Origin of the sequence: Allobosea sp. CRIB-10 (assembly GCF_900112185.1) — a bacterium.
Lineage (GTDB): Bacteria > Pseudomonadota > Alphaproteobacteria > Rhizobiales > Beijerinckiaceae > Allobosea.
The window spans coordinates 76,752-103,473 of sequence record NZ_FOKP01000011.1 but is presented as its reverse complement, the minus strand read 5'-3'; the positions used below and the strand labels follow the sequence as shown (position 1 = coordinate 103,473).

28 protein-coding genes are annotated in these 26,722 nt (G+C 67.8%); 17 read left to right on the top strand and 11 right to left on the bottom strand.

Translation table 11 applies throughout. From position 1 onward, the window contains the following. Positions 1 to 37: 37 nt before the first annotated feature. The 4 genes from BMZ69_RS15480 to BMZ69_RS15465 are packed head-to-tail and all read left to right on the top strand — an operon-like array spanning position 38 to position 3,619. A complete protein-coding gene (locus BMZ69_RS15480; RefSeq protein WP_092158098.1) occupies positions 38 to 424 on the top strand; it encodes a DUF488 domain-containing protein in 387 nt (128 codons plus the stop codon). Between the two features lie 58 nt (positions 425 to 482). Next, the gene (gene trpA / locus BMZ69_RS15475) at positions 483 to 1,331 is read left to right on the top strand and encodes a tryptophan synthase subunit alpha (protein WP_092158096.1); all 849 of its coding nucleotides are present in this window, start codon (positions 483 to 485) and stop codon (positions 1,329 to 1,331) included. 34 nt (positions 1,332 to 1,365) lie between these two features. Next, positions 1,366 to 2,262 (top strand): acetyl-CoA carboxylase, carboxyltransferase subunit beta, encoded by an 897-nt coding sequence (gene accD / locus BMZ69_RS15470; protein ID WP_092158084.1) that lies wholly within the window; start codon positions 1,366 to 1,368, stop codon positions 2,260 to 2,262. Positions 2,263 to 2,296: 34 nt separating this feature from the next. Further along, positions 2,297 to 3,619 carry a bifunctional folylpolyglutamate synthase/dihydrofolate synthase gene (locus BMZ69_RS15465; RefSeq protein ID WP_092158078.1) on the top strand — a complete coding sequence of 441 codons (1,323 nt, stop codon included), beginning with the start codon at positions 2,297 to 2,299 and terminating at the stop codon, positions 3,617 to 3,619. On the opposite strand, the gene BMZ69_RS15460 is transcribed toward BMZ69_RS15465, so the two are convergent. Beyond that, positions 3,620 to 4,039, bottom strand: coding sequence for a type II toxin-antitoxin system VapC family toxin (locus BMZ69_RS15460; RefSeq protein ID WP_092158075.1), 420 nt, complete (start codon positions 4,037 to 4,039; stop codon positions 3,620 to 3,622). It lies immediately after the preceding gene. Next, positions 4,039 to 4,296, bottom strand: a complete 258-nt coding sequence (locus tag BMZ69_RS15455; RefSeq protein ID WP_092158073.1) for a type II toxin-antitoxin system Phd/YefM family antitoxin — start codon at positions 4,294 to 4,296, stop codon at positions 4,039 to 4,041. Before BMZ69_RS15455 ends, BMZ69_RS15460 begins: the two co-directional genes overlap by 1 nt. A 79-nt stretch (positions 4,297 to 4,375) precedes the next feature. Here BMZ69_RS15455 and BMZ69_RS15450 point away from each other — a divergent pair, with 79 nt between their 5' ends. Beyond that, positions 4,376 to 4,795, top strand: coding sequence for a hypothetical protein (locus BMZ69_RS15450; protein ID WP_092158071.1), 420 nt, complete (start codon positions 4,376 to 4,378; stop codon positions 4,793 to 4,795). 15 nt (positions 4,796 to 4,810) lie between these two features. After that, positions 4,811 to 5,653, top strand: coding sequence for an aldo/keto reductase (locus tag BMZ69_RS15445; RefSeq protein WP_092158069.1), 843 nt, complete (start codon positions 4,811 to 4,813; stop codon positions 5,651 to 5,653). 12 nt (positions 5,654 to 5,665) lie between these two features. Here the strand turns inward: BMZ69_RS15445 and BMZ69_RS15440 are convergent, their stop codons facing one another. From BMZ69_RS15440 to BMZ69_RS15430, 3 genes are all read right to left on the bottom strand, one after another. Then, entirely contained in the window at positions 5,666 to 6,403 is a 738-nt protein-coding gene (locus BMZ69_RS15440) for an SIMPL domain-containing protein (protein ID WP_092158067.1), read from the bottom strand. 96 nt (positions 6,404 to 6,499) lie between these two features. Then, entirely contained in the window at positions 6,500 to 7,717 is a 1,218-nt protein-coding gene (gene trpB, locus BMZ69_RS15435) for a tryptophan synthase subunit beta (RefSeq protein WP_092158058.1), read from the bottom strand. Then, positions 7,714 to 8,397 (bottom strand): phosphoribosylanthranilate isomerase, encoded by a 684-nt coding sequence (locus BMZ69_RS15430; protein WP_092158056.1) that lies wholly within the window; start codon positions 8,395 to 8,397, stop codon positions 7,714 to 7,716. Before BMZ69_RS15430 ends, trpB begins: the two co-directional genes overlap by 4 nt. A 254-nt stretch (positions 8,398 to 8,651) precedes the next feature. On the opposite strand from BMZ69_RS15430, the gene BMZ69_RS15425 reads away from it, so the two are divergent. The 4 genes from BMZ69_RS15425 (at position 8,652) to BMZ69_RS15410 (ending at position 12,957) form a co-directional block, all read left to right on the top strand. Continuing rightward, positions 8,652 to 9,947 carry a TAXI family TRAP transporter solute-binding subunit gene (locus BMZ69_RS15425; RefSeq protein ID WP_092158054.1) on the top strand — a complete coding sequence of 432 codons (1,296 nt, stop codon included), beginning with the start codon at positions 8,652 to 8,654 and terminating at the stop codon, positions 9,945 to 9,947. 67 nt (positions 9,948 to 10,014) lie between these two features. After that, positions 10,015 to 10,377 carry a hypothetical protein gene (locus BMZ69_RS15420; protein WP_092158053.1) on the top strand — a complete coding sequence of 121 codons (363 nt, stop codon included), beginning with the start codon at positions 10,015 to 10,017 and terminating at the stop codon, positions 10,375 to 10,377. A 186-nt stretch (positions 10,378 to 10,563) separates the two neighbouring features. Continuing rightward, the gene (locus tag BMZ69_RS15415) at positions 10,564 to 11,754 is read left to right on the top strand and encodes a glycosyltransferase family 61 protein (RefSeq protein WP_092158051.1); all 1,191 of its coding nucleotides are present in this window, start codon (positions 10,564 to 10,566) and stop codon (positions 11,752 to 11,754) included. A gap of 15 nt (positions 11,755 to 11,769) precedes the next feature. After that, the gene (locus BMZ69_RS15410; RefSeq protein ID WP_092158049.1) at positions 11,770 to 12,957 is read left to right on the top strand and encodes an O-antigen ligase family protein; all 1,188 of its coding nucleotides are present in this window, start codon (positions 11,770 to 11,772) and stop codon (positions 12,955 to 12,957) included. A 206-nt stretch (positions 12,958 to 13,163) separates the two neighbouring features. Here BMZ69_RS15410 and BMZ69_RS15405 read toward each other — a convergent pair whose 3' ends face one another. Together BMZ69_RS15405 and BMZ69_RS15400 are read right to left on the bottom strand one after the other, a co-directional pair. After that, positions 13,164 to 14,069, bottom strand: coding sequence for an NAD(P)/FAD-dependent oxidoreductase (locus BMZ69_RS15405; RefSeq protein WP_092158047.1), 906 nt, complete (start codon positions 14,067 to 14,069; stop codon positions 13,164 to 13,166). Then, positions 14,044 to 14,505: an Rrf2 family transcriptional regulator gene (locus BMZ69_RS15400; RefSeq protein WP_092158045.1), complete on the bottom strand. Its 462-nt coding sequence runs from the start codon at positions 14,503 to 14,505 to the stop codon at positions 14,044 to 14,046. The genes BMZ69_RS15405 and BMZ69_RS15400 overlap by 26 nt, the downstream gene beginning before the upstream one ends. A gap of 193 nt (positions 14,506 to 14,698) precedes the next feature. On the opposite strand from BMZ69_RS15400, the gene typA reads away from it, so the two are divergent. The 7 genes from typA (at position 14,699) to BMZ69_RS15365 (ending at position 23,046) form a co-directional block, all read left to right on the top strand. Further along, a complete protein-coding gene (gene typA / locus BMZ69_RS15395; RefSeq protein ID WP_092158043.1) occupies positions 14,699 to 16,522 on the top strand; it encodes a translational GTPase TypA in 1,824 nt (607 codons plus the stop codon). 2 nt (positions 16,523 to 16,524) lie between these two features. Next, positions 16,525 to 17,091 carry an AAA family ATPase gene (locus BMZ69_RS15390; protein WP_175506819.1) on the top strand — a complete coding sequence of 189 codons (567 nt, stop codon included), beginning with the start codon at positions 16,525 to 16,527 and terminating at the stop codon, positions 17,089 to 17,091. Positions 17,092 to 17,203: 112 nt separating this feature from the next. After that, complete coding sequence (locus BMZ69_RS15385) at positions 17,204 to 18,142, top strand: aldo/keto reductase (RefSeq protein WP_092158039.1); 939 nt, start codon at positions 17,204 to 17,206, stop codon at positions 18,140 to 18,142. 153 nt (positions 18,143 to 18,295) lie between these two features. Continuing rightward, the gene (locus BMZ69_RS15380) at positions 18,296 to 19,528 is read left to right on the top strand and encodes a COG3904 family protein (RefSeq protein WP_092158037.1); all 1,233 of its coding nucleotides are present in this window, start codon (positions 18,296 to 18,298) and stop codon (positions 19,526 to 19,528) included. A gap of 223 nt (positions 19,529 to 19,751) precedes the next feature. Further along, a complete protein-coding gene (xylF, locus tag BMZ69_RS15375) occupies positions 19,752 to 20,798 on the top strand; it encodes a D-xylose ABC transporter substrate-binding protein (RefSeq protein WP_244543388.1) in 1,047 nt (348 codons plus the stop codon). Between the two features lie 55 nt (positions 20,799 to 20,853). Further along, positions 20,854 to 22,095 (top strand): sugar ABC transporter permease, encoded by a 1,242-nt coding sequence (locus BMZ69_RS15370; protein ID WP_244543387.1) that lies wholly within the window; start codon positions 20,854 to 20,856, stop codon positions 22,093 to 22,095. Between the two features lie 171 nt (positions 22,096 to 22,266). Next, the gene (locus BMZ69_RS15365; RefSeq protein WP_092158035.1) at positions 22,267 to 23,046 is read left to right on the top strand and encodes an ATP-binding cassette domain-containing protein; all 780 of its coding nucleotides are present in this window, start codon (positions 22,267 to 22,269) and stop codon (positions 23,044 to 23,046) included. A 28-nt stretch (positions 23,047 to 23,074) separates the two neighbouring features. Here BMZ69_RS15365 and BMZ69_RS15360 read toward each other — a convergent pair whose 3' ends face one another. Genes BMZ69_RS15360 through BMZ69_RS15345 form a run of 4 tightly spaced genes read right to left on the bottom strand, consistent with a single transcriptional unit; the run spans position 23,075 to position 26,609 of the window. Next, positions 23,075 to 23,659 carry an amino acid synthesis family protein gene (locus BMZ69_RS15360; RefSeq protein ID WP_092158033.1) on the bottom strand — a complete coding sequence of 195 codons (585 nt, stop codon included), beginning with the start codon at positions 23,657 to 23,659 and terminating at the stop codon, positions 23,075 to 23,077. Then, complete coding sequence (locus BMZ69_RS15355; RefSeq protein WP_092158031.1) at positions 23,656 to 24,240, bottom strand: amino acid synthesis family protein; 585 nt, start codon at positions 24,238 to 24,240, stop codon at positions 23,656 to 23,658. Before BMZ69_RS15355 ends, BMZ69_RS15360 begins: the two co-directional genes overlap by 4 nt. Further along, a complete protein-coding gene (locus BMZ69_RS15350; RefSeq protein WP_092158029.1) occupies positions 24,233 to 25,120 on the bottom strand; it encodes a UPF0280 family protein in 888 nt (295 codons plus the stop codon). Before BMZ69_RS15350 ends, BMZ69_RS15355 begins: the two co-directional genes overlap by 8 nt. 4 nt (positions 25,121 to 25,124) lie before the next feature. Further along, complete coding sequence (locus BMZ69_RS15345; RefSeq protein WP_092158027.1) at positions 25,125 to 26,609, bottom strand: 6-hydroxynicotinate reductase; 1,485 nt, start codon at positions 26,607 to 26,609, stop codon at positions 25,125 to 25,127. Positions 26,610 to 26,722: the final 113 nt, after the last annotated feature.

Sequence of the window (26,722 nt, the reverse complement as noted above, 5' to 3'; positions counted from 1 at the left end):
CGGGAATGCAAGCGCGATCGAGCTGAAGGACAGAGCCATGAGCGTCCGCGTCGTCCGTCTCGGCAGTGCGCGCGAAGCCGACGAGGGCACGCGCATCGGTACGGTCCGGCGCGTGCCACGCGGCGTGCCCAAGGAGCGCTATGCCAGCGAGAACTGGTTCGACGTCTGGTTTCCGGTGCTGTCGCCGACGCCCGAATTGATGGCGCAAGCCAAGGCCGCCGAAACGGAGAAGGACTGGGCCGGCTTCACCCGCGCCTTCAAGGCTGAGATGGCCGAGCCGGCGCCGCGCCATGCGCTCGACCTGCTCGCGACCCTCTCGCATGGCAGCGATTTCTCGGTCGGCTGCTATTGCGAGGACGAGGCGCGTTGCCATCGCTCGGTGTTGCGCGTGTTGCTGGCGGACCGCGGCGCCAGCTTCGCCTGATCCTGCGAGAACCGACGCCCTCTCGCCAGCCGGGCGCGGCCATGCTAACCGCTCCGGCATGACCGAGACTGGACAAGCCCGCATCGAAGCCCGCTTTGCCGCCTGTGCCGCCGCTGGCCGTGCCGCGCTGGTGACCTATGTCACCGCCGGCGATCCCGACTTCGACACCGGCAGCGCGATCCTGAACGCCTTGCCGGCGGCCGGGGCCGACATCATCGAGCTCGGCGTGCCCTTCACCGATCCGATGGCGGACGGCGTGCCGGTCCAGCTCGCCGGCCAGCGCGCGCTCAAGGCCGGGCAGACGCTCAAGAAGACGCTCGCGATGGTCGCCGCCTTCCGCAAGGCCGGCCACGACACGCCGATCGTGCTGATGGGCTATTACAACCCGATCTGGGCCTATGGCGTCGCCGCCTTCCTCAAGGACGCCCGCGCCGCCGGGATCGACGGGCTGATCGTCGTCGACCTGCCGCCGGAGGAGGACGAGGAGCTCTGCCTGCCGGCACTGGCCGCGGGCGTCAGCTTCATCCGCCTGGCGACGCCGACCACCGACGACAAGCGCCTGCCGCGCGTGCTGCAGAACACCTCCGGCTTCGTCTATTACGTCTCGATGACCGGCGTGACCGGCGGCGCGATCGCCGATTACGACACGGTCGGCGCGGCGGTCGCCCGGATCAAGCAGCATACGACGCTGCCCGTCGCGGTCGGCTTCGGCGTCAAGACGCCGGAGGATGCGATCGCGATCGCCAAGGGCGCCGACGGCGTCGTCGTCGGCTCGGCCCTGGTCGATCGCGTCCGGCTCTCGCTCGATGGCGAGGGCAAGGCCACGGAAAAGACGGTTTCGGCTGTCACCTCGCTGGTCGCAGAGCTCGCCGCCGGCGTCCACTCGGTCGCAAAAGCTACCGCCTGAGCCGGCTGCGCTAGCGTCATTCAAGGATGATCCGATGAACTGGATTTCCGAAGTCGTCCGTCCGCGCATCAAGACGCTGTTCAAGCGCGAGACCCCGGAGAATCTCTGGATCAAGTGCCCGGATTCCGGGCAGATGGTCTTCCACAAGGATGTCGAGGCCAATGGCTGGGTCATCCCCGGCTCGGACCACCATATGCGCGTCACCGCGCAGGACCGCCTGCGGCTGACCTTCGACGAGGGCAAGTGGATCGACGTCGCCCTGCCGGAGGCGGTGGCCGATCCGCTGAAGTTCCGCGACGAGAAGCGCTACACGGACCGGATCAAGGACGCCCGCACCAAGACCGGAGCAAGCGACGCCTTCAAGGTCGGCTTCGGCCGAGTCCAGGGCCTGCCGATGACGGTCGCGGTGCAGGACTTTCACTTCATGGGCGGCTCGCTCGGCATGGCCGCCGGCGAGGCCTTCATCAAGGCCGCCGAGACGGCGCTGGAGAAGAAGACCCCGCTGGTGGTGTTCGCCTGCGGCGGCGGGATGCGCATGCAAGAGGGTATGCTGTCGCTGATGCAGATGCCGCGCACGACCGTCGCGGTGCGGCGTTTGAAGGCGGCGAAACTGCCGTATCTGGTGGTGCTGACCGATCCGACGACCGGCGGCATCACGGCCTCCTATGCCATGCTGGGTGACGTCCACATCGCCGAACCCGGCGCCCTCATCGGCTTCGCCGGGCCGCGGGTTATCGAGCAGACGATCCGCGAAAAGCTGCCTGATGGCTTCCAGCGCGCCGAGTATCTTAAGGAGCACGGCATGGTCGACATGGTCGTGCATCGTCACCAAATCCCGGCGACTTTGGCACGACTCGGCCGGCTTTTGACCAAGCAGCCGCTCCCGGCTGTCAACGTCCCTGAACCCGAGCCGCAGCCGGCCGCCGCTTGATCGCTTCCACCCCGGCCGGGAGGCCGGTGTCCGCATGAGCACATCCGACCTCCTGCTGGCGCGCTTTCTCGCGCTGCATCCCAAGCTGATCGACCTCTCGCTCGGGCGCATCCTGCGTCTGCTGGAGCGGCTGGGCGACCCGCAGAAGACGCTGCCGCCGGTGATCCATGTCGCCGGCACCAACGGCAAGGGCTCGACCATCGCCTTCATGCGGGCGATCCTCGAAGCGGCCGGCCTTTCGGTCCATGTCTACACCTCGCCGCATCTGGTGCGTTTCCATGAGCGCATCCGGCTCGGCCGGCCGGGCGGCGGGCGCTTCGTCGACGAAGCGCTGCTGGTCGACGCGCTGGAGCGCTGCGAGAAGGCCAATGCCGGCGATCCCATCACCTTCTTCGAGATCACCAACGCTGCCGCCTTCCTGCTCTTCTCCGAGCACAAGGCCGATGTCGTGCTGCTCGAGGTCGGCCTCGGCGGGCGCTTCGATGCGACCAACGTCATCGACCACCCCGCCTGCACGGTGGTGACGCCGGTCTCGCTCGACCATTCCGAATATCTCGGCGACACCGTCACCAAGATCGCCGGCGAGAAGGCCGGCATCTTCAAGCGCGGCGCCCCGGCGGTGATCGCGCCGCAGGAGCCGGAGCCGACCGCCGTGCTGGAAGCTGCAGCCGAGCGGGTCGGCGCCGCGAAGATCCTGGTCGGGATGCAGGACTTCAGCGTCCATGAGAATGGCGGCCGACTGGTCTATGAAGACGCCGACGGCCTGCTCGACTTAGCCCTGCCGCGCCTCGCCGGGCGCCATCAGCACATCAATGCCGGCACCGCGATCGCGGCCCTGCGCGCCGCCGGCTATGGCGGCCTGCCGGCTTCGGCTTTCGAGCGCGGCATGACCGAGGCGGAGTGGCCGGCCCGCCTGCAGAGGCTGGCGCGCGGCAAGCTCGCCGAACTCGCTCCCGCCGGCGCCGAGCTCTGGCTCGACGGCGGCCACAATCCCGATGGCGGCCGCGTGCTCGCCCAGGCGATGGCCGATCTCGAGGAGAAGAATCCCGCCCCGCTGGTGATGATCGCCGGCCTGCTCGCGACCAAGGATGCGCGCGCCACGCTCGGTCATTTCAAGGGACTGGCGCAGGGCCTGTTCGCGGTCTCGATCCAGAACCAGCTCGCGGCGCGCACGGCCGAGGAGGTCGCGACGCTGGCGCGCGAAGCGGGTCTGAAGGCCGAAGTCGCCGGCTCCGTCGAGCAGGCGCTGATGGAGATCGCCCGGCGCGACTGGAAGGGCCCGCCTCGCATCCTGATCTGCGGCTCGCTCTACCTCGCCGGCGAGGTGTTGGCCGCCAACGGCACGCTGCCGGTGTGATCAATCAGGTTTGAGCCAAGGGTTGAGCGTGGGGACGCCGGATCGGACAAAATCGGCGACGTTTCGCGTCACAACCGTCAACGCATGAGCTTGGGCGGTAGCCGCAATCATCGCATCGCGTTCGGGGCGTGGATCGGGGATGTGCAATGCGGCGCAACGGAGAGCAGCCTCCGTATCGAAGGCCAAAATGCGCCCCTCGAACCGCGGCAGGATGCGCTTCCGCAGCCAGTCGCTGAAGAGGCGACCCTGCTGCGGATCGCGACGCTCGACAAGCAGAACTCCCTGCTCGATCTCAAGTACGCTCACAGCGGAGATGTAAAGCAGATCTGCGGGCGTGACCTGCGACCAGGCCCAAACGGTCGGATTCGCTCGGTGAACCTTCCGGATTTCAGATAAAACATTCGTATCAAGGAGATACATTACTCGAAATCGACCAGCTTGAAGCCCATCTTGTCGCCAAGCTTGGGCGGGTCGAAATCAAAATCAGCGCTCTCCGGGTCGCCGATCGCCTCAGCCAAGCTCACCCCCCTGCCGGTGAGCCGGCGGTATTCGGCAACGCTCAGCAGGACGTGTGAGGGCTGGCCCCGATCGGTGATGAAGACCGGGCCCTGTTGGGCCGCCTTCTTGGCGCGGCCAACATCCTGATTGAATTCGCGGCTGGACAAGGTTGTCGGCATCGGCACACTCCCGTCATCCACTGAATGTAGATATGTTGCTACATTACGCAAGAATCACAAGCCACCTGCCAGGAGCGCCATGCCAATCCCCGGACTGACGACGCTCGGCCTGATCCTGCTCTGCGGCGCGCTGGGCGGCTGTGTGACTTCTGGCGGCAGCGATACCGCCGCTGAAGGCATCGACCGCGCCATCGCCGGCGAGCCGACCTTCATGCAGCAGACCTACATGACCATGGACACGCGTTGCCGGCAGGTGAAGCGGCCGACCGCGGTGCTGACCCAGAAGCCGCAGCACGGCAGCGTCCGGATGCTGACGCGCAAGGCCAAGGCGGTCTACGGCCTCGGCCCCTATGAACATTGCGACGGCAAGGTCGGCAATGCGCTCGCCTTCGAATACACCTCGGATCCCGCCTATCGTGGCCGCGACAGCTTCAAGGTGCGGGTGCGCTATTCCGATGGCGAGATCCGCCATGGCCGCTACGAGGTCGAGGTCCGCTAGAGCTGGAGCAGAGCCGTGAACAGAGCTTTCGGCAAGGGCGGTCCGGCGGTCTCGCGGATCGGCCAGGGCACCTGGAACATCGAGCGCGTCCCGCGAAGCGAGGCGATCGCGGCGCTGCGGCGCGGGCTCGATCTCGGCCTCTCCCATATCGACACGGCCGAGATGTATGGCGACGGCCGCGCCGAGGAGATCACCGGCGAAGCGCTCGCCGGCCGGCGCGACGAGGTCTTCCTGGTCTCGAAGGTGCTGCCCCACAACGCCTCGAAGGCCGGCACGCGCAGGACCTGCGAGCAATCATTGCACCGGCTCGGGACCGACCGGCTCGACTGCTACCTGCTCCACTGGCGCGGCTCATATCCCTTGGCGGAGACTTTCGCGGCGTTCGAAGAGCTCAAGGCCGAGGGCAAGATCCTGTCCTGGGGCGTCAGCAATTTCGACGTCGCCGATCTCGACGAGGCACTGCGCGTCGCCGGCCCCGGCCGGATCGCCTGCAACCAGGTGCTCTATCACCTGCGTGAACGGGCGATCGAGCATGCCGTGGTCCCCTGGTGCGAGCGCCACGGCGTCGCGGTCACCGCCTATAGCCCATTCGGTCAGGATGATTTTCCGGCAGAGGGCTCGGCACAGGGCAAGGTCTTGGCCGAGATCGCCGCCGCCCATGGAGCGAGCCCGCGCCAGGTCGCGCTCGCCTTCCTGACGCGAAACCCCGCTGTCTTCGCGATCCCGAAGGCCGCGAAAGCAGGCCATGCCGAGGACAATGCCGGCGCACTGAAGCTTGAACTGGGCAATGCGGACATCGCCAAGCTCGACGCGGCCTTCCCGCGCGGTCCGAAACCGCGCGGGCTGCCGATGTTGTAGCTTACATCAGACTTACTTCTCGATCCGCCAGACCGTGCGCAGCGCGGCGCTGACGGTGACCTCGCCCGGCTCGACCTGGATCGGCGCGGCGCCTGCCGCCATGCGATAGGCCCTGACATCGCCCATCGGCCGTGCCGGCGGCTCGGCCTCCGCCTCGACAATCGAGACGAGCTCGCCGACCTTGACGCCGAGGCGTTTGGCATAGATTTCGGCCCGAGCACGCGCCGCTTCCGCCGCCTTGTCGCGGGCCTGGTCCTTGGCCTTGTCCTCGTCGGCGAGGCCGAAGCTGATGCCGGACATGTCATTGGCGCCGGCGGCGACCAGCGCGTCGATCAGCGGGCCGGCCTTGGCGAGATCGCGCACGATCACGGTGATGCCGGTGCGCGCCTCGTAGCCGTCGATCTTCGGCGCGCGCGCCTGCGGCGAGGAGGAGGCGGAGGGTTGCGTCATCCGCGGCGTCAGCGCGATCTGCGAGGTCGAAAGATCGCCCTGGGCCACGCCGGCGGCCTTGACCGCCTCGATCAGCTTGGCCAGCGCCGGGGTGTTCTTCGCCAGCGCTTCCGCCGCGGTCTTGCCCTCGCTGACCACGCCGGCATGGACGGTGGCGAGATCGGGCTTCACCCGGACTTCGCCGGTGGTCTGGATCACGATCCCTTCCGCCGGCGCCAGCGGCCCAGCGGTCTGGGCGTGCACGGGAGCGGAAAACGCCGCAAGCGCGGCGATGAGCAGGGCCTTCTTGGTCTTCGACATGATCGTCCTTCGCTGAGGAATAGTCCGCAGGAGCAAGCACCGCTTCTGCGGCGCGCACCATGCGCAACCTATTGGGGCAGCATCAGGACAACACGCTCACCGCCCCGCCAGAATCTCCGCGACCTGCGGGATATCCTTGTCGCCGCGGCCGGAGAGATTGACGACCATCAGATGGTCCTTCGGCTTCTTCGGGGCGAGCTCGGCAACGCGCGCCAGCGCATGCGCCGATTCCAGCGCCGGGATGATGCCTTCGAGCTTGGAGATCAGCTGGAAGGCTTCGAGCGCCTCCTCGTCCGTCGCCGAGAGATAGGTGGCGCGGCCGATATCGTGCAGCCAGGAATGCTCCGGGCCGATGCCAGGATAATCGAGCCCGGCCGAAATCGAATGGGCGTCGTTGATCTGCCCGTCCTCGTTCATCAGCAGATAGGTGCGGTTGCCGTGCAGCACGCCGGGGCGCCCGCCGGTCAGCGAGGCCGCATGCAGGCCGGACGGGATGCCGTGACCGGCGGCCTCGACGCCGTAGATCTCGACGCTCTTGTCGTCGAGGAAAGGATGGAACAGCCCCATCGCGTTCGAGCCGCCGCCGATGCAGGCGACGAGCGAATCCGGCAGCCGGCCTTCCATCTCCTGCATCTGCTCGCGCGTCTCCTTGCCGATGATCGACTGGAAATCGCGCACCATCGCCGGATAGGGGTGCGGGCCGGCGACCGTGCCGATGCAGTAGAAGGTCGTGCCGACATTGGTCACCCAGTCGCGCAGCGCCTCATTCATCGCGTCCTTCAGCGTCTTGGTGCCGGATTCGACCGGCACGACGGTCGCGCCCAGCATCTGCATGCGGAAGACGTTCGGTGCCTGCCGGGCGACGTCGACCGCGCCCATGTAGACGATGCATTCGAGGCCGTAGCGGGCGCAGAGCGTGGCGGTTGCGACGCCATGCTGGCCGGCGCCGGTCTCGGCGATGATCCTTTTCTTGCCCATGCGGCGGGCGAGCAGGATCTGGCCGAGCACATTGTTCACCTTGTGCGAGCCGGTGTGGTTCAGTTCCTCGCGCTTGAGGTAGACCTTGGCGCCGCCGAAATGCTCGGTCAGACGCTCGGCGAGATAGAGCGGCGAGGGCCGGCCGACATAGTGCTTCAGGCCCGATGTCATCTCGGCGTGATAGGCCGGATCGGCCTTGGCGGCGTTGTAGGCCTGTTCCAGCTCGAGGATCAGCGGCATCAGCGTCTCGGCGACGAAGCGGCCGCCGAACTGGCCGAAGCGGCCGTTCTCGTCCGGGCCGTTCCGGAAGCTGTTGCGTGCGTGCGGCGCGTTCATGCCTGGCCTGCCTTCTTCAACTGTGCCGCCGCCGAACGGGCGGCCCTGACGAATTCCGCGATCTTACCGGCATCCTTGACGCCGGGCGCGCTTTCGACCCCGGAAGAGACGTCGACGCCGTCCGGCCTCGCGATACGGATGGCCTCCGCGACATTCGCCGGATCGAGCCCGCCCGATAGCATGAAGCGGAAAGCCGGGTCGAGGCTGCTCAACAAGCTCCAGTCGAACGGCCTGCCGTGCCCGCCGGGATAGGCTGCGTCCTTGGGCGGCTTGGCGTCGAGCAGGATACGGTCGGCGATGCCGTGATAGAGCGCGACCTGATCGAGATCGGCGGCATTGGCGACACCGAGCGCCTTCATCACCGGCAGGCCGGTCGCGGCCCTGATCGCGGCGACCTGCTCCGGCGTCTCCTTGCCATGCAATTGCATCCAGTCGGGCTGCACGATCCGGGCAAGCTCGGCTGCCTGCTCCGGCGCATAGTCGACGACCAGTGCGACGATCCCGGTCCGGCCGCGCGCTTGCGCAGCCAGTTCTACAGCGCGCTGCGGCGTGACGTAGCGCGGACTCTTCGGATGGAAGTTGAGGCCGATCATACCGGCACCGGCGACGAGGGCCGCTTCCAGCGTCTCCAGAGTCGACAGGCCGCAGATCTTGATCGGGAAGGCGTCGCCATATGTCATGCCGTTCCTGTAGAGCAATGAGCCTTCTACGAAAACTCCCGGTCGTCCGGGACGCCCGGCGGAAGAATCGCGCGCTGTGTCCGAGCCCTTGGCGGATACGCTGCGGCACGGATCCCGGATCTGCGCTTTGCCTTGTCCGGCACATGCGCATGTCTCCATTCTGAGCCATTGGCATGACCAATAACCCTTCCCGCCGCACTTGTGACATGATGCGCAGGAAGAGGCTGACATAGCGGGGCAAAAGCGGGCGGGGCATGGGGCGGCGTTTCTTTGCAGGTCTGGCGGCGCTCCTGCTGATGGCCGGCCTCGTCGCGCTCGCCGTCTACATGTGGACCCAGCCCCGGACGCTGAAGCTTGCGGTCGGCCCGCTCGGCTCGGACGACGCCAGACTCGCCGCAGCCCTCGTCCAGGGGCTGAGCCGCGAGAAAAAGCCGGTGCGCCTGCGGCTCGTCCTGACCGAGGGCTCGGCCGAGAGCGCGAAGCGGATCGATGAGGGCAAGGTCGACCTCGCGATCGTCCGGCCCGACATCGCCCTGCCGGCCAAGGCCGACACGGCGCTGATCACCCGCCGTTCCTTCCCCTTCTTCATCGGCTCCAAGGATCTGGGCACCGACCGCATCTCCGGCCTGCGCGGCAAGCGCATCGGCGTGGTACGCGCGCCATCGGGCAATCTCGACCTGCTGAAGCTCGTGCTGTCGCAATACGACGTTTCGCCGGAGGCCGTGACGATCGTCCCGCTCGGTCCGGAGGATGTCGCAGCGGCGATCACGGATGGTCACATCGACGCGCTCTTTGCCGTCAATGTGCTGAACGCCCGCGTCGTCACCGAGACCAGCACACGCCTGCACCGGGCCTTCGGGGACGAGCCGACCATCATCCCGATTCGTGAAGCCGATGCGCTCGCCGCCAGAAATCGCGCCATCGAGAGCGGCGAGATCGTCCGCGGCGCGCTCGGCGGCGACCCGCCGCTGCCGGCCGAGAACCTGCCGAGCATCTCGATCACCTCACGCCTGATGGCGGCGCAATCGCTCGACGATGCCAGGGTCGGCGAGCTCGTCGGCGCGATCCTGTCCCTGCGCGTCACGCTCGCTACCGATCTGCCGGCGATCCAGGGGCTGGAGACGCCCGAGACCGACAAGGACGCCCCGCTTGCGGTGCATAGCGGCGCCGCGGCCTTCATCGACGGCGAGCAAGAAACCTTCTTCGAGCGCTATGGCGACTGGTTCTATCTCGGCGTGATGGCGCTTTCTCTGCTCGGCTCCGGCGCGGCCGGCCTGCTCGGCTATGACAGCTCGGCACGCCGCAAGCGGGCGATGGCGGACCTCAGCCGTCTCGTCGTCCTGCTCGGCGCGATGCGGACCGCGGCGGACGAGCCGGAGCTTTCGGCGATGGAGCGCGAAGCCGATGCCATCCTCGCGGGCGTGCTGGCGAGTTATGCGCGCGGCGACATCGATTCCGGCGGGATCGGCGCTTATCGCTTCGCCATGGACCAGCTCGGCCGCGCCGCAACCGAACGGCGCATCGCACTGCTGGAAGGCGCGGCCGAGTGATCAGCTTTATTCCCGCCGCAAAGCCGGGCCATCCGTGAGCGCGTTCTTTGTCCCGGTGACCTCCCGAATGGCTACGACCCCCGCAAGCACCGCCCTCATCCTCGGGGCGCTCGTCCTTCTTCCCGTCTCGCCGGCATCGGCCCAGACCGAGCCGGCGCCGCCCTCACAGATCACGGGAGCCTGGCCAGAGGTGAAATGCCAGCGCTGGCGCAGCGCCTATGATGAGGCGCTCAAGCGTTTCGGCCGGAAGGGGCTCGGGCAGGAGTTCATCACCGGCAACGAAGCCTTCATCGCCTCCGGCTGCCAGAGCCGGTCAGATGTCTGCCCGCGCAGCGCCGAGGAGCTCAACTTCGCCAATGTCATGGTGATGGCGGGCATGAATGCCGGGCTCGCCTCGACCTTCATGCCCTATGCCTGCCGGAAATCGTAAGCAGACGACAGATGCTGGCCGCCTGACACTGCGGTGTGTCCGGGCCCGATTCCACTGCGCGGCCTTGATTCGACGGCGATATCTGCTTACCCGCTGCTGCTGGATGAGCGTGGGCGGCACGTCACCGGGCTGCCTGAAGTGGATACTTGCTCGGGCGCAGCGACTGGAATTCGACCGGAGACCGGAATGGCCCGACATCACACCTTTCTCGATCGGCTCCTCGACCTCAAACCGCTGGCCTTCTCGCTCTGTGACGCGACGCTCGGCCGAAGCCGGTTCTCGCGGCTCGCGACCGGATTTTTCCCCGATTTCGAATGGCCGGGCGATGCAAGGGTCATCCACGATCTGCAATGGAAGCATCGGCTCTTCGAGCCGCGCCATGACGAAGCCCGGGCCATCGTGACGCAATTCAACGTCGACGTGCCGAACCCGATGGAGACGGCCGGCGCGCCCGACATGTCGCGCACCATGGTCGCCGAGATCGCCGACGTCGTGATTCCCGGCCACACGCTGACGCCGGCCAGCGCCTCCTCAGGCAAGCAGATCTCACTCGGCCAGCGCGGCAAGGCGCGCTGGGCCTTCGCCTATCCGGCTCCGGTGGCGCTCAAGCGCATCAGGATCAGCGAGCCCTGCCTCGCGATTCCGCCCCTGTGGCACTACACCCATCTCCTCACCGACGTGCTGATGCCGATCTGCGAAGCCGTCCGCGTCGGCGCGATCAACGAGCGCGAGGGCATCGTGATCGTCTCGCGCACGAACCCTCCGATGCTGGACGCCTTCATCGAGGGGATCAGGCTGCTGGGCATCCCCGTCAGGCATCTCAAGCTCGAGCCGACGCAGCATGTGCTGGCAGAGCGCTATCTCTACGCCCGCAGCCACTGCCCCAATATCGAGCGCATCTTCGGCGTGCCGGAGGCGCTGCCGACGGCGCATGCGATCTTCGGCGCCGCCTATCGCGACGTCCCGCCGCCCCCGCCGGCGGCGCGGCTCTATCTGCGCCGGCGCAACCACCGGCTGCGCGCCGTCGCCGGGGAAGAGGAGATGATCGGCCATCTCGAGAAGGCCGGCTTCCGCGTCATGGAGCCGAATTGGGGCAACCATGCCGAGCAGATCGCGGCCTGCGCCGGCGCCGACGTGATCGCGGCGATGCATGGCGCAGCGCTGGCGAACTCCCTATTCTGCAAGCCGGGCGCCACCGTCGTCGAGATCATGGCCGAAAACGCACGCAAGACCACAGTGCTGCACTGGGCCGGCGAGGCCGGCGCAAAGGTCGTCCCGCTCCTCGGCGGGCCGGAAGGCGCCAAGCAGAGCTTCGCGATCGAGCCGCGGCAGATGGCGGATTCGATCATCCGCGTCGCCGACGCCGCGGCCGTGTGACAGGCTGGACGCGCGATGACCTCCCTGCCGAAGCCGATCGAGAGCTGGCGTGGCCGGCGACTGCTCGAACCGGACATGCTGTGCATCGTCGGCTTCCATGCCTTCCTGCTCTCGGCCTATTTCATTCCCAAGAACCTCTCGGCGAAGCTGATGATCGCCTCGCTGGCGCTCATCGTGCTCTCGGACCGCAACCTGCTGCGTGCGCCGCTGCGGCGCCCGCTGGCCTGGGCGCTCGCCAGCATCGGAGGCTTCGCCGCATGGACGGCCGCGAGCCTCGTCGTCAACGGCGTCGCTGCGGGGCCGGCCGCCGAAAGCCTTTCGAGCTTCGTGCTCATCGGTCTGGTGCTGCTGGCAGGCAGGCGACTGATCGCCAGCTGCGACCTCGCCTTCATCTGCCGCAGCCTGCTCGTCGTGGCTTGCGTGAGCGCGACGGCATCGCTCGTCCTGCACACGGCCTCCGGCCTGCCCTGGAGCGAGCGGCTGGTGCCGCTCGGCCGGCCCGGCAACGCCATCCTCGGCGCCGGCGGCCTGTCCATCGCGCTGATCGCGGCAATGACCCTGTGGCGCAGCGGACGCCCCCTCGCCATGCTTGCCCTCGCGGCGGCACCGATCGCGCTAGCGCTCGTGCTGACCCAGAGCCGGGGGCCCCTGATCGCGCTCCTGATCGCGCTCGCGGCGGCGCAGACCCCGCTGCGGAGGCGGCCGGGGAGCCTGTTCGCCACGGCGCTCCTGGCCTGGGTGCTGACCACGAGCCTGATCCTCGTCGAGCCCTATCTGCGGGCGCAGTTCTGCGCCGACGGCCAGAGCTTCTGCCGCCCCTCCGCCCGGCTGGAGATCTGGTCCTGGGCCATCGCCAATCTCGCCGAGCACCCGCTCTTCGGCCTCGGCCCGACATTCCGCTTCGACAGCATCGTGCTGAACCACCCGCATAACAGCTTCCTCGGGATGGCGATGTTCTTCGGCCTGCCGGCGCTCGCGGCCTTCATCGCCCTCACCTATGCATATTGCGTGCGCCTGACGGAGGCGGGCGGCAAGCTCGGCTATTTCTGCTCGGCGGCGCTGGTCTTCAGCTTCGCCTATATGGGCACGGACCTGCCGAACATCTTCGCCTTCGCGAACATGCACTACCTGTTCCTGTGGCTGCCGGTCGCCTTCGGCCTCTCCTTCGAGGCCGAGGCGCCCGCGCCCGCAGCACGCGGCTGAGCAGCCAGGCAGACGGCCGCGCGACCATGTCCGGCGGCCCAAATGAACGCCGCGGTGTCCTCGACCTTCATGCCCTGTGCCTGCCGGGAGTCGTGAGCCGATCCTAGAGCATTTTTCGAGCGAAGCGGACACCGGTTCGCGTGAAGAAAATTCGATAAAACAAGGGCCTAGAGCAATTTCGCGATTCGAAGAATTGCGGAAATGCTCTAGAGCAGGGACATGTGCAGGCCGGTCCCGGCGACGACGCCGTCGGCGACGGCGAGCGCGACGCTGTGCCGGGCCGTCGCAGCATCGCCCGCCGCATAGACTCCGGAAACGCTGGTCTGCTTCATGCCGTCGACGCGCAGCAGCGGGCCGAAGGGTCCGTCGTCGAAGGCGCAGCCAAGCTCCTCCGCCAGCGGACTCGCCGGGCAGATGCCGGCGGCGACGAACAGCGCCTTGACCTGCGCCAGCCGGCCGTCAACGAGGCGCAGGCCCGTCATCGCCGTCCCTTGGCCCTCGGCTGCCACGATCGCGGTGCGCTCGACCGTGACGCCGCGCCGCTCCAGCAAGGCCGTCGCCTCGGCATCGGGCTCGGCCTCGCCATTCAGGAACAGCGTGACCGCTCCCCAATCGGCGACGAGCGCCGCCTTCAGCGCCGAGAAAGAACCGCTCGCCAGCACGCCGAGCTTGCCGCCGCCGAGCTCGTAGCCGTCGCAATAGGGGCAATGCAGCACGCTCTTGCCCCAACGCTCCTTCAGGCCGGGGATCGCGGGCAGCTCGTCGCGCACGCCGGTCGCCAGCAGCAGGCGTTTTGCCTGGTGTTCTTCGCCATTGGCATCGACGACGCTGAATCCATCCTCTTCGGCTCTCGCCTCGGCCGCCCTGGCATCGTGCCAGGCGACAGTCGGATAGGCGAGCAACTGCGCCTTCGCCTCGGCGACGATCGCCGCCGGCTCTCGCCCGTCCTGGCCGAGGAAGCCATGCGAATGGCTGGAGAAGCGGTTGCGCCTTTGGCCTTCGTCGATCACCAGGATGCTGCGGCGCGCCCGCGCCAGCTGCAATCCGGCCGAGAGCCCGGCGAAACTGCCGCCGACGATGATGGCGTCATAGGGCTTTGTCGTGCTTGGCATGGGCCTGTCTCCGATCGTCGAAGCGGCGGCTGAAATCCGCCGCGAGATCGGACAGCCGCACCCGGTCGAAATGTCCCGCGAGCAATGCCTCGGCCTCGGCGAACGCCTCGTCGAGGGCCGCATTCACCGCCTGCTCGACCAGGCATTGCGGGTTCTCGCTGCGATGGCCGAGTGCGATCAGCGCGGGCTCGCCGAGCGCGCGGTGGACGTCGCCGAGCGTGATCGCGTCGAGCGCGCGCGCCAGCGTCCAGCCGCCGCCATGGCCTTTCTCGGAGCGAACCAGCCCGGTTTCCCTGAGGCCCGCCATGGTGCGGCGGATCACGACCGGATTGGTGCCGAGGCAGGCGGCGAGCTCCTCCGAGGTCATCGGCGTGCCGCGATCAGCCATGTGCAGCAGCACGTGCAGGGTGGCTGAGAGGCGGCTGTCCTGTTTCATGTAACTTTTTATGTTACATGACAGAGAGCCTGTCAAGCGCTGCGCGAAGGACGGGCATCGCCCGGTTTCGGTTGCCCAAACGCCATCAAGCGTCTATGTGCAGCGCAACGAATTCCAGATTCACTCAAGGCACAGGCTGAGCCGGCCGGGGTTTCCCTGCCGGCTTCCGGTCATGACACAAGGCCCTTTCCGCATGTCCATGCGCAACATCGCCATCATCGCCCACGTCGACCACGGCAAGACCACGCTGGTCGACAAGCTGCTGCAGCAGTCCGGCGCCTTCCGCGAGAACCAGCGCGTCGCCGAGCGAGTGATGGATTCCAACGACCTCGAAAAGGAGCGCGGCATCACCATCCTGGCCAAGGCGACCTCGGTGGTCTGGAAGGATACGCGCATCAACATCGTCGACACCCCCGGCCACGCAGATTTCGGCGGCGAGGTCGAGCGCATCCTCAACATGGTCGACTCGGCGATCGTGCTGGTCGACGCTGCCGAGGGCCCGATGCCGCAGACCAAGTTCGTGGTCTCCAAGGCGCTCAAGCTCGGCCTTCGCCCGATCGTCGCGATCAACAAGGTCGACAAGCCCGACGCCCGCGTCACCGAGGTGATCAACGAGGTCTTCGACCTCTTCGCCGCGCTCGACGCCACCGATGAGCAGCTCGACTTCCCGATCCTCTACGGTTCGGGCAAGCAGGGCTGGATGGCCCCGTCGCCGGAAGGCCCGCAGGACCAGGGCCTGGCGCCGATGTACGACCTTATTCTGAAGCACGTGCCCGAGCCCAAGGTCGAGGACGGCCCGTTCCGCATGATCGGCACGCTGCTGGAAGCCAACCCCTATCTCGGCCGCATCATCACGGGCCGCGTCACCTCCGGCTCGGCCAAGCCGAACCAGACGATCAAGGTGCTGTCCGGCGACGGCTCCACCGTCGAGACCGGCCGCATCACCAAGATCCTCGCCTTCCGCGGCCTCGAGCGCCAGCCGATCGAGGAAGCGGTCGCCGGTGACATCGTCTCGATCGCGGGCCTGGTGAAGGGCACCGTCGCCGATACCTTTTGCGATCCGTCGGTCGAGACCCCGATCACGGCTCAGCCGATCGACCCGCCGACGGTGTCGATGACCTTCATGGTCAACGATTCCCCGCTCGCCGGCACCGAGGGCGACAAGGTGACCAGCCGCGTCATCCGCGACCGCCTGCTCAAGGAGGCCGAGGGCAATGTCGCCTTGAAGATCGAGGAATCCTCCGACAAGGACTCGTTCGTCGTCGCCGGCCGCGGCGAATTGCAGCTCGCGATCCTGATCGAGACGATGCGCCGCGAGGGCTTCGAGCTCGGTGTCTCGCGTCCGCGGGTCGTCTTCACCCGTGACGAGGCCGGCCAGCTGCTGGAGCCGGTCGAGGAGGTCGTCATCGACGTCGACGAGGAGCATTCCGGCGTCGTCGTGCAGAAGATGTCCGAGCGCAAGGCCGACATGCTGGAGATGCGCCCGTCGGGCGGCAATCGCCTGCGTCTCGTCTTCCACGCCCCGACCCGCGGCCTGATCGGCTATCAGGGCGAGCTGCTGACCGATACGCGCGGCACCGCGATCATGAACCGGCTGTTCCACGCCTATCTGCCCTATAAGGGCGAGATCGCCGGCCGCCGCAACGGCGTGCTGATCGCGATGGAGACCGGCGAGGCCGTGGCCTACGCGCTGTGGAACCTGGAAGATCGCGGACCGATGATGATCGAGCCGGGCTGGAAGGTCTATCAGGGCATGATCGTCGGCGAGCACACCCGCGAGAACGATCTCGAGGTGAACGTGCTCAAGGGCAAGAAGCTCACCAATATCCGCACGACCTCGAAGGACGAGGCGGTCCGCCTGACGCCGCCGATCCGGATGACGCTGGAGCGCTCGCTCGCCTGGATCGACGATGACGAGCTCGTCGAGGTCACGCCGAAGTCGATCCGCCTGCGCAAGGCGATCCTCGACCCGAACGACCGCAAGCGCTCCCAGAAGCAGAAGGCTGAAGTGGCCTGAGATTGGCCGCTGCCGGCACCCCGGTCGAGATCCTGCTGATCACCGGCCCCGCCGGGGTCGGCAAGTCGACCCTGTGCTGGGAAATGGGCGCGATGCTGGCCGAGGCCGGCATCGCCCATGTCGCGATCGAGAGCGACGAGCTCGACCGCGTCTTCCCCAAGCCCGGCGCAGAGGAATTGGCACCGCTTGCGCCCGGCGCCCGCGACGTCAGCCAGCTCAACCTCGCGGCGCTCTGGGGCACCTATCGCGCCCTTGGCCATAGCCGCCTGATCATGTCGGGCGTGATGCTGCATGTCGGTTTCGACAAGCAGTGGATTCTCGCCGCGATCCCGCAAGCCTGCATCACCGTGGTGCGCCTGCGCGCCGGCGAGGAGAGCTTGATTGAACGCCTCGACCGTCGTGAGACGGGAGCCGGCCGCGACGCCCAGATCGAGCGTTCCCTGCGTCAGGCGCGCCGGCTGGCGGGTGAGGCGGCGGGTGATTTCATCGTGGTCGAGACCGACGGTCGCTCCCCCGCTGAGCTGGCCGGCGAAGTGCTCGGCAAGGCGGGCTGGCTCCCGGTTTCCTGACCGGCGCGCTCAGGCCGTTCGATCATCGCGGACCCGCCCTGCAGCGAGCGCCATTGTCTCTCCCTCTCCGCTCTGCTCCCTTGCGCTCCGAATAAAGGGGAAGGATGTCATCATGCAGTTCCGCAATCTCGGCCGCTCCGGCCTGCGCGTTTCGCTCGTCGGCCTCGGCTGCAATAATTTCGGCGGCCGGATCGACCTCGAGGCGGCGCGCAAGGTCGTCGACGCCGCGATCGAGCACGGCATCACCCTGTTCGACACCGCCGACATCTACGGCAATCGCGGCGGCTCGGAGCTGGCGCTCGGCGAACTGCTCGGCGCCCGCCGCAAGGACATCGTCCTCGCAAGCAAGTTCGGCATGAACATGGACGATGCCGGCGTGAAGAAGGGCGGCTCGCGGCGCTACATCATCGAGGCGGTCGAGGCCTCGCTGAAGCGGATGAAGACCGACTGGATCGACCTCTACCAGCTGCACCGGCCCGATCCGCTGACCCCGATCGAGGAGACGCTGCGCGCGCTCGAAGACCTGATCCGCCAGGGCAAGATTCGCTATCTCGGCTGCTCGAACCTGCCGTCCTGGCAGGTCGCCGATGCGCATTGGACGGCCAGGACGCTCGGCATCGAGGGCTTCGCCTCGGCGCAGGACGAGTACAGCCTGCTGGTGCGTGGCGCCGAGAAGGAGCTGATCCCGGCCATCAGCCATTTCGGCATGGGGCTCCTGCCCTATTTCCCGCTCGCCAACGGCCTGCTCACCGGCAAGTACCAGCGCGGCGCCCCGATGCCGGAGGGCGCGCGCATGACCCGCGAGGCCCAGCGCGCCGGCGAAGTGCTGACCGAGGCGAATTGGGAAAGGACCGAGAAGCTCGCCGCCTTCTGCGCGGCGCGCGGCAAGACGCTGCTGGAGCTCGCCTTCTCCTGGCTTGCCGCCCAGCCGGTCGTCTCAAGCGTCATCGCCGGAGCGACGAAGCCGGAACAGGTCGCCGCCAACGTCAAGGCGGCGGACTGGACGCTGACGCCGGAGGAGCTCGCCGAGATCGACGCGATCACGCGCTGAAATCGGCCGCGAGAGCGCCTCAAAGACGCCCAACGGCACAGCGAAAGCATTAACCTTGCCTCCCTGCCCTTGCGACGGGCCGAGGAGTCTGTTGTCAAATCCCTGCGCCTGGGGTTCCCTTGCGCAACCGCAGCGGAGCTCGCTGATTTGGTGATGCATATCGTTCCTCTCCTGGCCTTGGCTTTTTCGCTCTTTGTCTTGCCCGCGATGGCGCAGGACAAGCCGGCGGCCGCGCCACAGCCGGAGCCGATGCGCATCGTGCTGACGCGCAGCGCCGAGCCCTGCGAGCCCGATTGCCGCGAATGGCTCGCCGCCCAGGGCGCCATCACCAAGGACACGCCGGCCGAATTGCGTCGCGCGCTCGCCGAATTGAACGGGCGCAAGCTACCGCTGCTGGTCTATTCGACCGGCGGCACAGTGGAGGCCGCGATCGCCATGGGCGAGCTCGCCCGCAGGAGCGGCCTCGACATCGCCGTCGCCCGCACCGTCTTCAGCCAGCGCGAGCCGGCGCTCGGCACCATCGACGAGCGCAGCCCGCTCTGCGCCTCGGCCTGCACGCTCTTCCTCGCCGGGGGGCAACGCCGGATCATCCCGCCGCAATCGCGCATCGGCGTGCACCAGCAGACCATCGTCGAGACCGAGACGACGACGGTGCGCGACTACAAGATCGTGCGCGGGCGCAAGGAGCTGGTCGACGAGAGAACCGAGACGCGAACGGTCAAGCAGGAGCAGGCGACCGGCGAGATCGACGCCAAGATGCGGCGCTATCTCGATGCCATGGGGCTCGACCGCTCCTTCATCGAGGTGACGGTGTCGACACCAGCCGACACGATGCGCTACCTCAAGCCCGACGAGATGCTGGCGACGACGATCGCGACGGAGATCGGCTCGGCGACGCTCGCCTTCTCGGGGCTGCGGTCCTCCCAGGGGCCGGGGCGGCCGGCGAACCTCAACGCAGCCCCGGTGCTTCCTGCGACGCTGGTCGCGCCGGCGACGCCGATCGGCTCGGTCGAGCTCGGCCCGCATCGCGGCAGCACCTTGCGGCTGGCGCTGTCCGTCGGAGAAGGCCGCTACCAGCAGACCGCGGCGCTGCAGTTCCAGCTCTTTATCGGCCAGGCGCCGCTTCCGACGCGGTTGCGCACCGTCACGATCACTCTGCCCGGAAGCCCGCTGATCGTCGCCTCGAACGAGGACGGCTCCGCGCCGGATGGTCCGATGACCGTCGAGATCCAGCGTGAATTCTTGTGCCGGCTGACGGATCGCAGCTCGATCTTCCTGCGCGTCGACCCACCGGCCGAGGACAGCAGCCCCGCCAGCTGGCAGCGCACCGGGACGGCAGCCGAAGTGCTGCGTCTCCCAGCCCTGCGTGCCGCGCTCTGCCGCTAGCTGCCGTTCAGCGGCCTTGGCGCCCGATTGTGACAGCCGCCGCAAAATTCCATCCGGAACCAATCGCTTCCCGGCAGGCGCAATCGATTACATGCACGTAGCGCGTGCAATCGGCGCTGCCTTCAATGTGAGCTTGACGGGCCGGAGCCGATACGCTCACCTTCCCTCCAATCCGACGCGCCGCACGAAAGTGCGCGGCCGCAGATGAGGGAGAAACGCCGTGTTGAGACGCCATATTCTCGTCGCGGGCCTCGCGCTCGCGGCCTTTGGCAGCGCATTCCCCGCTTTCGCCCAGAGCAAGGGCCCGGTGATCGGGGTCAGCTGGTCGAACTTCCAGGAGGAACGCTGGAAGACCGACGAGGCAGCGATCAAGGCCGCGATCGAGAAGGTTGGCGGCACCTATCTCTCTGCCGATGCGCAATCCTCGCCGGCCAAGCAGCTCACCGATGTCGAGAGCCTGATCGCGCGCGGCGCCAAGGCGATCATCGTGCTGGCTCAGGACGCGCAGGCGATCCGCCCGGCCGTGCAGAAGGCGGTCGACGAGGGTATCGCCATCGTCGGCTATGACCGGCTGATCGAGATCCCGCAGGCCTTCTACCTGACATTCGACAATGTCGAGGTCGGCCGGATGATGGCGCGCGAGATCCAAAAGGCGAAGCCCGAGGGCAACTACGTCTTCATCAAGGGCTCGAGCTCGGACCCGAACGCCAACTTCCTGTTTCAGGGCTCGATCGAGGTGCTGAAACCGGCGATCGACGCCGGCAAGATCAAGAATGTCGGCGAGGCCTATACCGATGGCTGGCTGCCGGCCAACGCCCAGCGCAATATGGAGCAGTTCCTGACGCGCAACGCCAACAAGGTCGATGCCGTGATCGCTGCCAATGACGGCACCGGCGGCGGCGCCATCGCCGCGCTCGCCGCGCAGGGCCTCGCCGGCTCGGTGCCGGTCTCCGGCCAGGACGCCGACCGCGCCGCGCTCAACCGTATCGCCCTCGGCACCCAGACGGTGACGATCTGGAAGGATGCGCGTGAGCTCGGGCGCAATGCCGCCGAGATCGCGATCAAGCTCGCCGGCGGCGCCAAGCTGACCGAGGTCGCAGGCGCCACCGCCTGGGACCAGGGCCCGAGCAAAGCCAAGATGACCGCCCTCTTCCTGAAGCCGGTGCCGGTGACCAAGGACAATCTCGGCGTGGTGATCGAGGCCGGCTGGGCGCCGAAGGCCGCCGTCTGCCAGGGCGTCGCCGCCGGCAAGGTAAAGGCCTGTGACTGAAAGTGTACCAGCACCGGCAACGCCGTCGCAGGATGCGAAGAGCTTCGCCGATCATCTGCGCGCCATCGAGTTCGATGCGCGGATGATCGGCATGATCGCCGCCCTGGCGGCGATCTGGCTCGGCTTCAACTGGCTCTCGGGCGGCGCCTTCCTGACGCCGCGCAATCTCTGGAACCTCTCGGTCCAGACCGCCTCGATCGCGGTGATGGCCTGCGGCATGGTGCTGGTCATCGTCACCCGCAACATCGACCTCTCGGTCGGCTCCATGCTCGGCTTCGTCGGCATGGTCACCGGCCTCGTCCAGGCGCGGCTGCTGCCGGAGCTGCTCGGCTTCGAGCATCCGGCGACCTGGCTGCTCTCGATCCTCGCAGCGATCGCGCTCGGTGGGCTGATCGGGCTGTTCCAGGGCGCGCTGATCGCCTATCTCGCCATCCCCTCCTTCATCGTTACGCTCGGCGGCCTGCTGGTCTGGCGCGGCGCAGCGTGGTGGGTGACGCAAGGCCAGACAATCGCGCCGATGGATTCGCGTTTCCGCCCGCTCGGCGGCGGCATCGAGGGCGCGATCGGCACCACCGCCTCCTGGGCGATCGGCCTCGTCATCTGCGCCCTGATCCTCGCGGGAATCGCCTTCGCGCGACGCCGGCGCAAGCGCTACGGTTTCGCCCTGCGCCCGCTCTGGGCCGAGATCGTGCTCGCCGCGCTCGCCTGCGGCACCGTGCTCGGCGCGGTGATGATCGCCAACGCCTATGCCTTGCCGGCCGGGGTCGCACGCCGCCTGACCGAGGCGAGAGGCGGCACCTGGCCCGAGGGCGGGCTCGTCATCGGCCATGGCCTCGCCGTGCCGGTGCTGCTTGCGCTCGCGGTCGGCGTCGCCATGAGCTTCCTGGCGCGGCGCCTGCGCTTCGGGCGCTATGTCTTCTCGATCGGCGGCAATCCCGAGGCGGCCCAGCTCTCCGGCGTCAATACCCGCAAAGTGCTGATGCTGGTCTACGGGCTGATGGGCATGCTGGTCGGCATCGCCGCCTGCATCTCGACGGCCCGGCTCAATGCCGCGACCAATTCGGCCGGTCAGCTCGACGAGCTCTATGTCATCGCCGCGGCGGTGATCGGCGGCACCTCGCTCGCCGGTGGCGTCGGCACCATCGCCGGCGCGATGCTGGGCGCGCTGGTGATGCAGTCGCTGCAGTCGGGCATGGTGCTGATCGGCGTCGACACGCCCTTGCAGAACATCGTCGTCGGCCTCGTGCTCGTCCTCGCCGTCTGGCTCGACGGGCTCTATCGCAAGCGGCTGGGGTAGCGGGATGAGCGCGGTAAGCTCCCTTGTCATTCCGGGGCGCCGCGCAGCGGTGAACCCGGAACCCACGACCGGGCGAGCGCGATCGACGGGGTCGTATTTGAGAGTTCACCCAGTCGTAGGTTCCGGGCTCTCGCTTCGCGAGCCCCGGAATGACGGGGGAGGAGGCTAGCCATGGACATGACCACGCCCCTCGTCGAGATGCGCGAGATTTCGATCGCCTTCGGCGGCATCAAGGCCGTCGACCGCGCGAGCGTCGATCTCCATGCCGGCGAGGTCGTCGGCCTGCTCGGCCATAACGGCGCCGGCAAGTCGACGCTGATCAAGATCCTGTCGGGGGCCTATCGCGCCGATGCCGGCGAGATCAGGATCGCCGGCGAGCCGGTGTCGATCTCCTCGCCGCGCGACGCCAAGCGCCACGGCATCGAGACGATCTACCAGACGCTGGCACTGGCCGACAATGTCGACGCCGCCGCCAACATCTTCCTCGGCCGCGAGCTTTTGACCAACTGGGGCACGCTCGACGACAGCGCGATGGAAGCCGAGACCCGCCAGGTGATGGGCCGGCTCAACCCGCATTTCCGCCGCTTCAAGGAGCCGGTGAAGGCGCTTTCCGGCGGCCAGCGCCAGTCGGTCGCGATCGCCCGCGCGATCTATTTCAATGCCCGGGTGCTGATCATGGACGAGCCGACGGCGGCGCTCGGCCCGGCCGAGACCAAGCAGGTCGCCGACCTTATCCTGGAGCTGAAGAAGCAGGGCATCGGCATCTTCCTCATCAGCCATGACCTGCACGATGTCTTCGACCTCGCCGACCGCGTCAGCGTGATGAAGAACGGCAAGGTGGTCGGCAGTGCTCATGTCCGCGATGTCACGCAGGACGAGGTGCTGGGTATGATCATCTCCGGCAAATGCCCGCCCGGCGCGGTAGCCGGGCCGGGCGCTCTGCGGAGCTAGCAGCGCTGGCGAACCGACGGGACGCGCCTCAGCGCAAGCCGTCCTCGCCCTTCGCCTCGGCATGGGTGAGCCCGCCGACGCGCGGCAAGGGCCGGCCGCCGCTGGTCAGGGCGACCGCGACGACGATCTCGCCGGCGCGAGGGGCGTCGGGGATGCGGACCTCCATGCCGTCGAAATGGCTGCGGACATAGGCCGCCGCCTTGTGGCCGAGCGGCACGTCGAGGACGACGCCGAGCGAGCCGCGCTTCTTCGAGGACGGGATCAGCGCCGGCGCCTTGCCGAGCAGCTTGCGCAAGGGCGCCCCTAACTTGGGATGCAGAAGCGCGGCGGCGTGCTCCAGCTCGCCATCCTCGCCGACGGCAGCGGCCTTGCCATAGCCTTGGACCGCCTCGCCCGCGATGCCGAGCGCGGCGAGCGCATGGCGTCCGAGCAGGTCGCCGAGCTCCTCGCCGATGTCGATCAGTTCGGAGAGGTCGTCCTGATATTTGCCGGCGAAAGGATTGGCGATCACGGCAACGGCGGCGGCGCGCTTGACCGGCGGCGAGACGAGCCGGCCGAGCTCGCTATGGGTCTCGTCGAGGACGGTGACGATCTTGCGGATGCTGGCTTTCATCTCAGACCGTCCTCGCCCTTGATCTCGCTCGCCTTGAGGCCGCCGACGCGGGCATGGATGCGCGAGCCGGTGGTCATCACCAGCGCGAACAGCAATTCATCGGCCTTGGGAGCGTCGGTGATGCCGATCTCGAAGGCGTCGAAATGGCTGCGGACATAGGAGGCATTGATGTGGGTGACGGGAATGTCGAGGCGCGTGCCGGGGCCGCCGACCTTCTTGGTCGAGGGCACGATCGCCTTGGCATCGCCGAGCAGTTCGCGCATGGCGTAGCCGCCCGGCACATGCCAGAGCGCGCCATGCTCCAGTTCGCCGGCGGCGCCGACGATGGCGCCCTTGCCATAGCCCTGGATCGTCTTGGCATCGCCGCCCATCGCCGCGAGCAGGCGCTGCGCCATGGCGAGGCCGAAGGGCTTCAGATCATCCATGAAGCCCTGGATGTCCTCGACATAGCGGCCGGCATAGGGGTTGGCGATCACCGCCAGCGCCGCGCCGCGCTTCAGCGGCACCGCGGCGGCCGGACCGCCCTCGTGAAAAATCTCCTCGACGATCACAGCGTATTTGCGGACGGCGATCTCAGGCACGGGCCAGTCTCCTCTCAGGCTTTTCTTGAACGATCATAGGCGTGGCGAGCATGCGGCTCACGCCCTGAAGACGCATGGCGGCCGAGACGATCAAGCCTGCCGAACGCAGGCGCTCCCCCTCGGCGAGGCCGGCGGCGAGCGCGGTTTCGATCTCGTCCGTGGCCAGCTGGCCGACGTCACGGGTCACCAGCCGCTCGCCGAGATCGCTGTCGCTCTGGATGGCGTTGGCCGGCAGGCGCTCGATCGCGGGATGGCCGGGCAGGTCGATCGCATTGGCGATCACGGTCGCGGCGGCGTCGGCCATGGCGGCGGTCGGGGCCAGCACCGTCACTGCCTCGGCGATCCCCAGCGAGAAGCTGCGGCCGGGATAGCCTGATGTCGCGACGCCGGCAACGCCGTCCTCAGGCCGAATCGTCGCGGTCGCGAAGAACTCCGGCCGGTCGGGGCGCTTCACCAGGCCGATGCGGAACTGCTCACCGGGAGCGAGATGCAGGGCGATGTCGCCGCCATTGTTGACATAGGCGCGGGTGAGCGGCGCGGCCTGGCAGATCACGCCGAGGATTTCCTGAGCGACCGAGCCGGCAACGGCCGCCATCGGCGTGATGAAGCTCCGCTCAGCGAAGGGGCTGACGGCCGCATGCATGCGCCGCGCGACCGGCCCGAGCGGCAGCGGACTCGTCCGGCTCACGGCCGTGCGCAGCAGCTGCAGCTCGTCACAGAGTTCGGCAAGCAGACCGTCGAAGCGGAGAATCGCCGCCTCGTGCGCGGCCCTAACCGCGGCTTGCTCGCCGACGGCCTCGATGACGAGATCGATCGGGCCCTGCTGCAGCAGCAGGCGCCGGCCATCCGGGAGAGTGCGCGCGGAAGGCTTCTCCCACATCGCCCTAGCCGAGCGAGCGGCGCGGCTGCTCCGGCGCCAGCGGCCAGGGGTTGTCCGGGCGCTGCGGCAGGCGCAGGCGGCTGCCGCCCTTCAGCGAAGCCAGCGGCTGGATCGCGTCCATATGGCCGCCGAGCGCCTCGTAGTCGGTCAGGCTCATGGTGAACTCCAGCGGCGCGACCAAGGCCGGGGTGGGCACATAGCCGAAGGCGTTCTCGGGCAGGCGGGTGACGTCGACCATGAAGGTGATGCCGCCGCCCGGCCAGATATAGACCGGAGCGCCACCGCAAGTGACATAGGTCAGCGCATCCTTGACCGAGCGCGTCAGGCGCACCGGGTTCTCGGTGACGCCGGCGCGCAGCGAGCCGCCGGCGCCGCCGATGAACAGCACGGTGGAGAGCGCCGGTTCGCAATTCTCGGCGATGCGCTCGACCGGCTCGACCAGCGGCTGCGGCATCTGCATCTCGACCGGCACGAGGTTCTCGTCGAGCTCGTAATAGGCGGCGTGCTCGCCGGTGGTCGAGACCATCAAAAGGCGCAGGCCGGGATAGGCGACCTTGGGATCGAACGGCCCGAGAATGGTCAGAGGGTCGCTGATATTGGTGCCGCCCCAGCCGGTGCCGGGCTGCGCCACCTGGAAATAGCGGCCGGGCGTCGAGCGCCGGCCCTTCAGCTTGATGCCGGTGCCGGCCATGCCGAGCAATTTGCCAGCCTGGTGCTCGGAGAGCACGCCGGTGATGTGATCGTCGACGACGACGACCTCGTCGACCTTGCCATGCCATTGCTTAGCGAAGATGCCGATCGTCGCCGAGCCGCAGCCGACGCGCATCCGGCTTTCCTGGATGCCGTTGACGATCGGCGGCTTGCCGGCCTGGACGATCACCGTCTCGCCCTCATCGATGGTCAGCTCGACCGCCTTGCCGTTGCTGAGCTGGAGCAGGGCGTCGCAGGTGACGCGGCCCTCCTTCTTCGAGCCGCCGGTAAGGTGGTGGACGCCGCCGAGCGAGAGCATCTGCGAGCCGTACTCGCCGGTGGTGACGTGGCCGATCGCCTCGCCCTCAACCCGCACCGTCGCCTGCTCCGGCCCGAGGAAGCGGTCGGTGTCGATCTTCACCTTGACGCCGCAATAGCTGAAAATGCCCTCGGTCACGACGGTGACCATGTCGACGCCGTCGACCTCGGAGGAGACGATGAACGGGGCGGGCTTGTAGTCGGGATAGGTAGTGCCGGCGCCGATCGCGGTGATGAAGGTGCCCTGCTGGTGGACGATCTCGCCGTCCCATTCGCGCGATCCGGCGAAGGGAACGACCTCGCCGCCATGCTCCAGCGTGCGCTCGAGCACGATATGCGGCTCCATCCGCACCAGCTCACCGTCGACATTGCCATAACGGTCGCAGGCGCCGACGGCGCCCGGCTTGATGAAGCACATCACCGGGCAGGCATCGCAGCGGATCTTGTCGTCCGCGACCGGGCTCGCTTCGTCCAGCGCCATGCTTGATCCTCCCGCAGAGCGGGCTTTGAGGATTTTGTTTGTGTACAAACGATACTGGCGCGCCTCTTGAGCCAAGTCAAGACAGCGGCCAGGTGCGGGACCGCCCCCACTCT

What these genes read in the sequence shown, in the direction of transcription:
- BMZ69_RS15350 (WP_092158029.1), bottom strand. Translation starts at nt 25,120, where the DNA reads ATGTGGGAGAAGCCTTCCGCGCGCACTCTCCCGGATGGCCGGCGCCTG.
- BMZ69_RS15365 (WP_092158035.1), top strand. Translation starts at nt 22,267, where the DNA reads ATGGACATGACCACGCCCCTCGTCGAGATGCGCGAGATTTCGATCGCC.
- BMZ69_RS15360 (WP_092158033.1), bottom strand. Translation starts at nt 23,659, where the DNA reads ATGAAAGCCAGCATCCGCAAGATCGTCACCGTCCTCGACGAGACCCAT.
- BMZ69_RS15405 (WP_092158047.1), bottom strand. Translation starts at nt 14,069, where the DNA reads ATGCCAAGCACGACAAAGCCCTATGACGCCATCATCGTCGGCGGCAGT.
- BMZ69_RS15430 (WP_092158056.1), bottom strand. Translation starts at nt 8,397, where the DNA reads ATGACATATGGCGACGCCTTCCCGATCAAGATCTGCGGCCTGTCGACT.
- BMZ69_RS15425 (WP_092158054.1), top strand. Translation starts at nt 8,652, where the DNA reads ATGGGGCGGCGTTTCTTTGCAGGTCTGGCGGCGCTCCTGCTGATGGCC.
- trpA (WP_092158096.1), top strand. Translation starts at nt 483, where the DNA reads ATGACCGAGACTGGACAAGCCCGCATCGAAGCCCGCTTTGCCGCCTGT.
- accD (WP_092158084.1), top strand. Translation starts at nt 1,366, where the DNA reads ATGAACTGGATTTCCGAAGTCGTCCGTCCGCGCATCAAGACGCTGTTC.
- BMZ69_RS15420 (WP_092158053.1), top strand. Translation starts at nt 10,015, where the DNA reads ATGGCTACGACCCCCGCAAGCACCGCCCTCATCCTCGGGGCGCTCGTC.
- BMZ69_RS15415 (WP_092158051.1), top strand. Translation starts at nt 10,564, where the DNA reads ATGGCCCGACATCACACCTTTCTCGATCGGCTCCTCGACCTCAAACCG.
- BMZ69_RS15465 (WP_092158078.1), top strand. Translation starts at nt 2,297, where the DNA reads ATGAGCACATCCGACCTCCTGCTGGCGCGCTTTCTCGCGCTGCATCCC.
- BMZ69_RS15450 (WP_092158071.1), top strand. Translation starts at nt 4,376, where the DNA reads ATGCCAATCCCCGGACTGACGACGCTCGGCCTGATCCTGCTCTGCGGC.
- typA (WP_092158043.1), top strand. Translation starts at nt 14,699, where the DNA reads ATGTCCATGCGCAACATCGCCATCATCGCCCACGTCGACCACGGCAAG.
- BMZ69_RS15400 (WP_092158045.1), bottom strand. Translation starts at nt 14,505, where the DNA reads ATGAAACAGGACAGCCGCCTCTCAGCCACCCTGCACGTGCTGCTGCAC.
- BMZ69_RS15460 (WP_092158075.1), bottom strand. Translation starts at nt 4,039, where the DNA reads ATGTATCTCCTTGATACGAATGTTTTATCTGAAATCCGGAAGGTTCAC.
- BMZ69_RS15440 (WP_092158067.1), bottom strand. Translation starts at nt 6,403, where the DNA reads ATGTCGAAGACCAAGAAGGCCCTGCTCATCGCCGCGCTTGCGGCGTTT.
- BMZ69_RS15480 (WP_092158098.1), top strand. Translation starts at nt 38, where the DNA reads ATGAGCGTCCGCGTCGTCCGTCTCGGCAGTGCGCGCGAAGCCGACGAG.
- BMZ69_RS15410 (WP_092158049.1), top strand. Translation starts at nt 11,770, where the DNA reads ATGACCTCCCTGCCGAAGCCGATCGAGAGCTGGCGTGGCCGGCGACTG.
- BMZ69_RS15385 (WP_092158039.1), top strand. Translation starts at nt 17,204, where the DNA reads ATGCAGTTCCGCAATCTCGGCCGCTCCGGCCTGCGCGTTTCGCTCGTC.
- BMZ69_RS15455 (WP_092158073.1), bottom strand. Translation starts at nt 4,296, where the DNA reads ATGCCGACAACCTTGTCCAGCCGCGAATTCAATCAGGATGTTGGCCGC.
- trpB (WP_092158058.1), bottom strand. Translation starts at nt 7,717, where the DNA reads ATGAACGCGCCGCACGCACGCAACAGCTTCCGGAACGGCCCGGACGAG.
- BMZ69_RS15345 (WP_092158027.1), bottom strand. Translation starts at nt 26,609, where the DNA reads ATGGCGCTGGACGAAGCGAGCCCGGTCGCGGACGACAAGATCCGCTGC.
- BMZ69_RS15380 (WP_092158037.1), top strand. Translation starts at nt 18,296, where the DNA reads ATGCATATCGTTCCTCTCCTGGCCTTGGCTTTTTCGCTCTTTGTCTTG.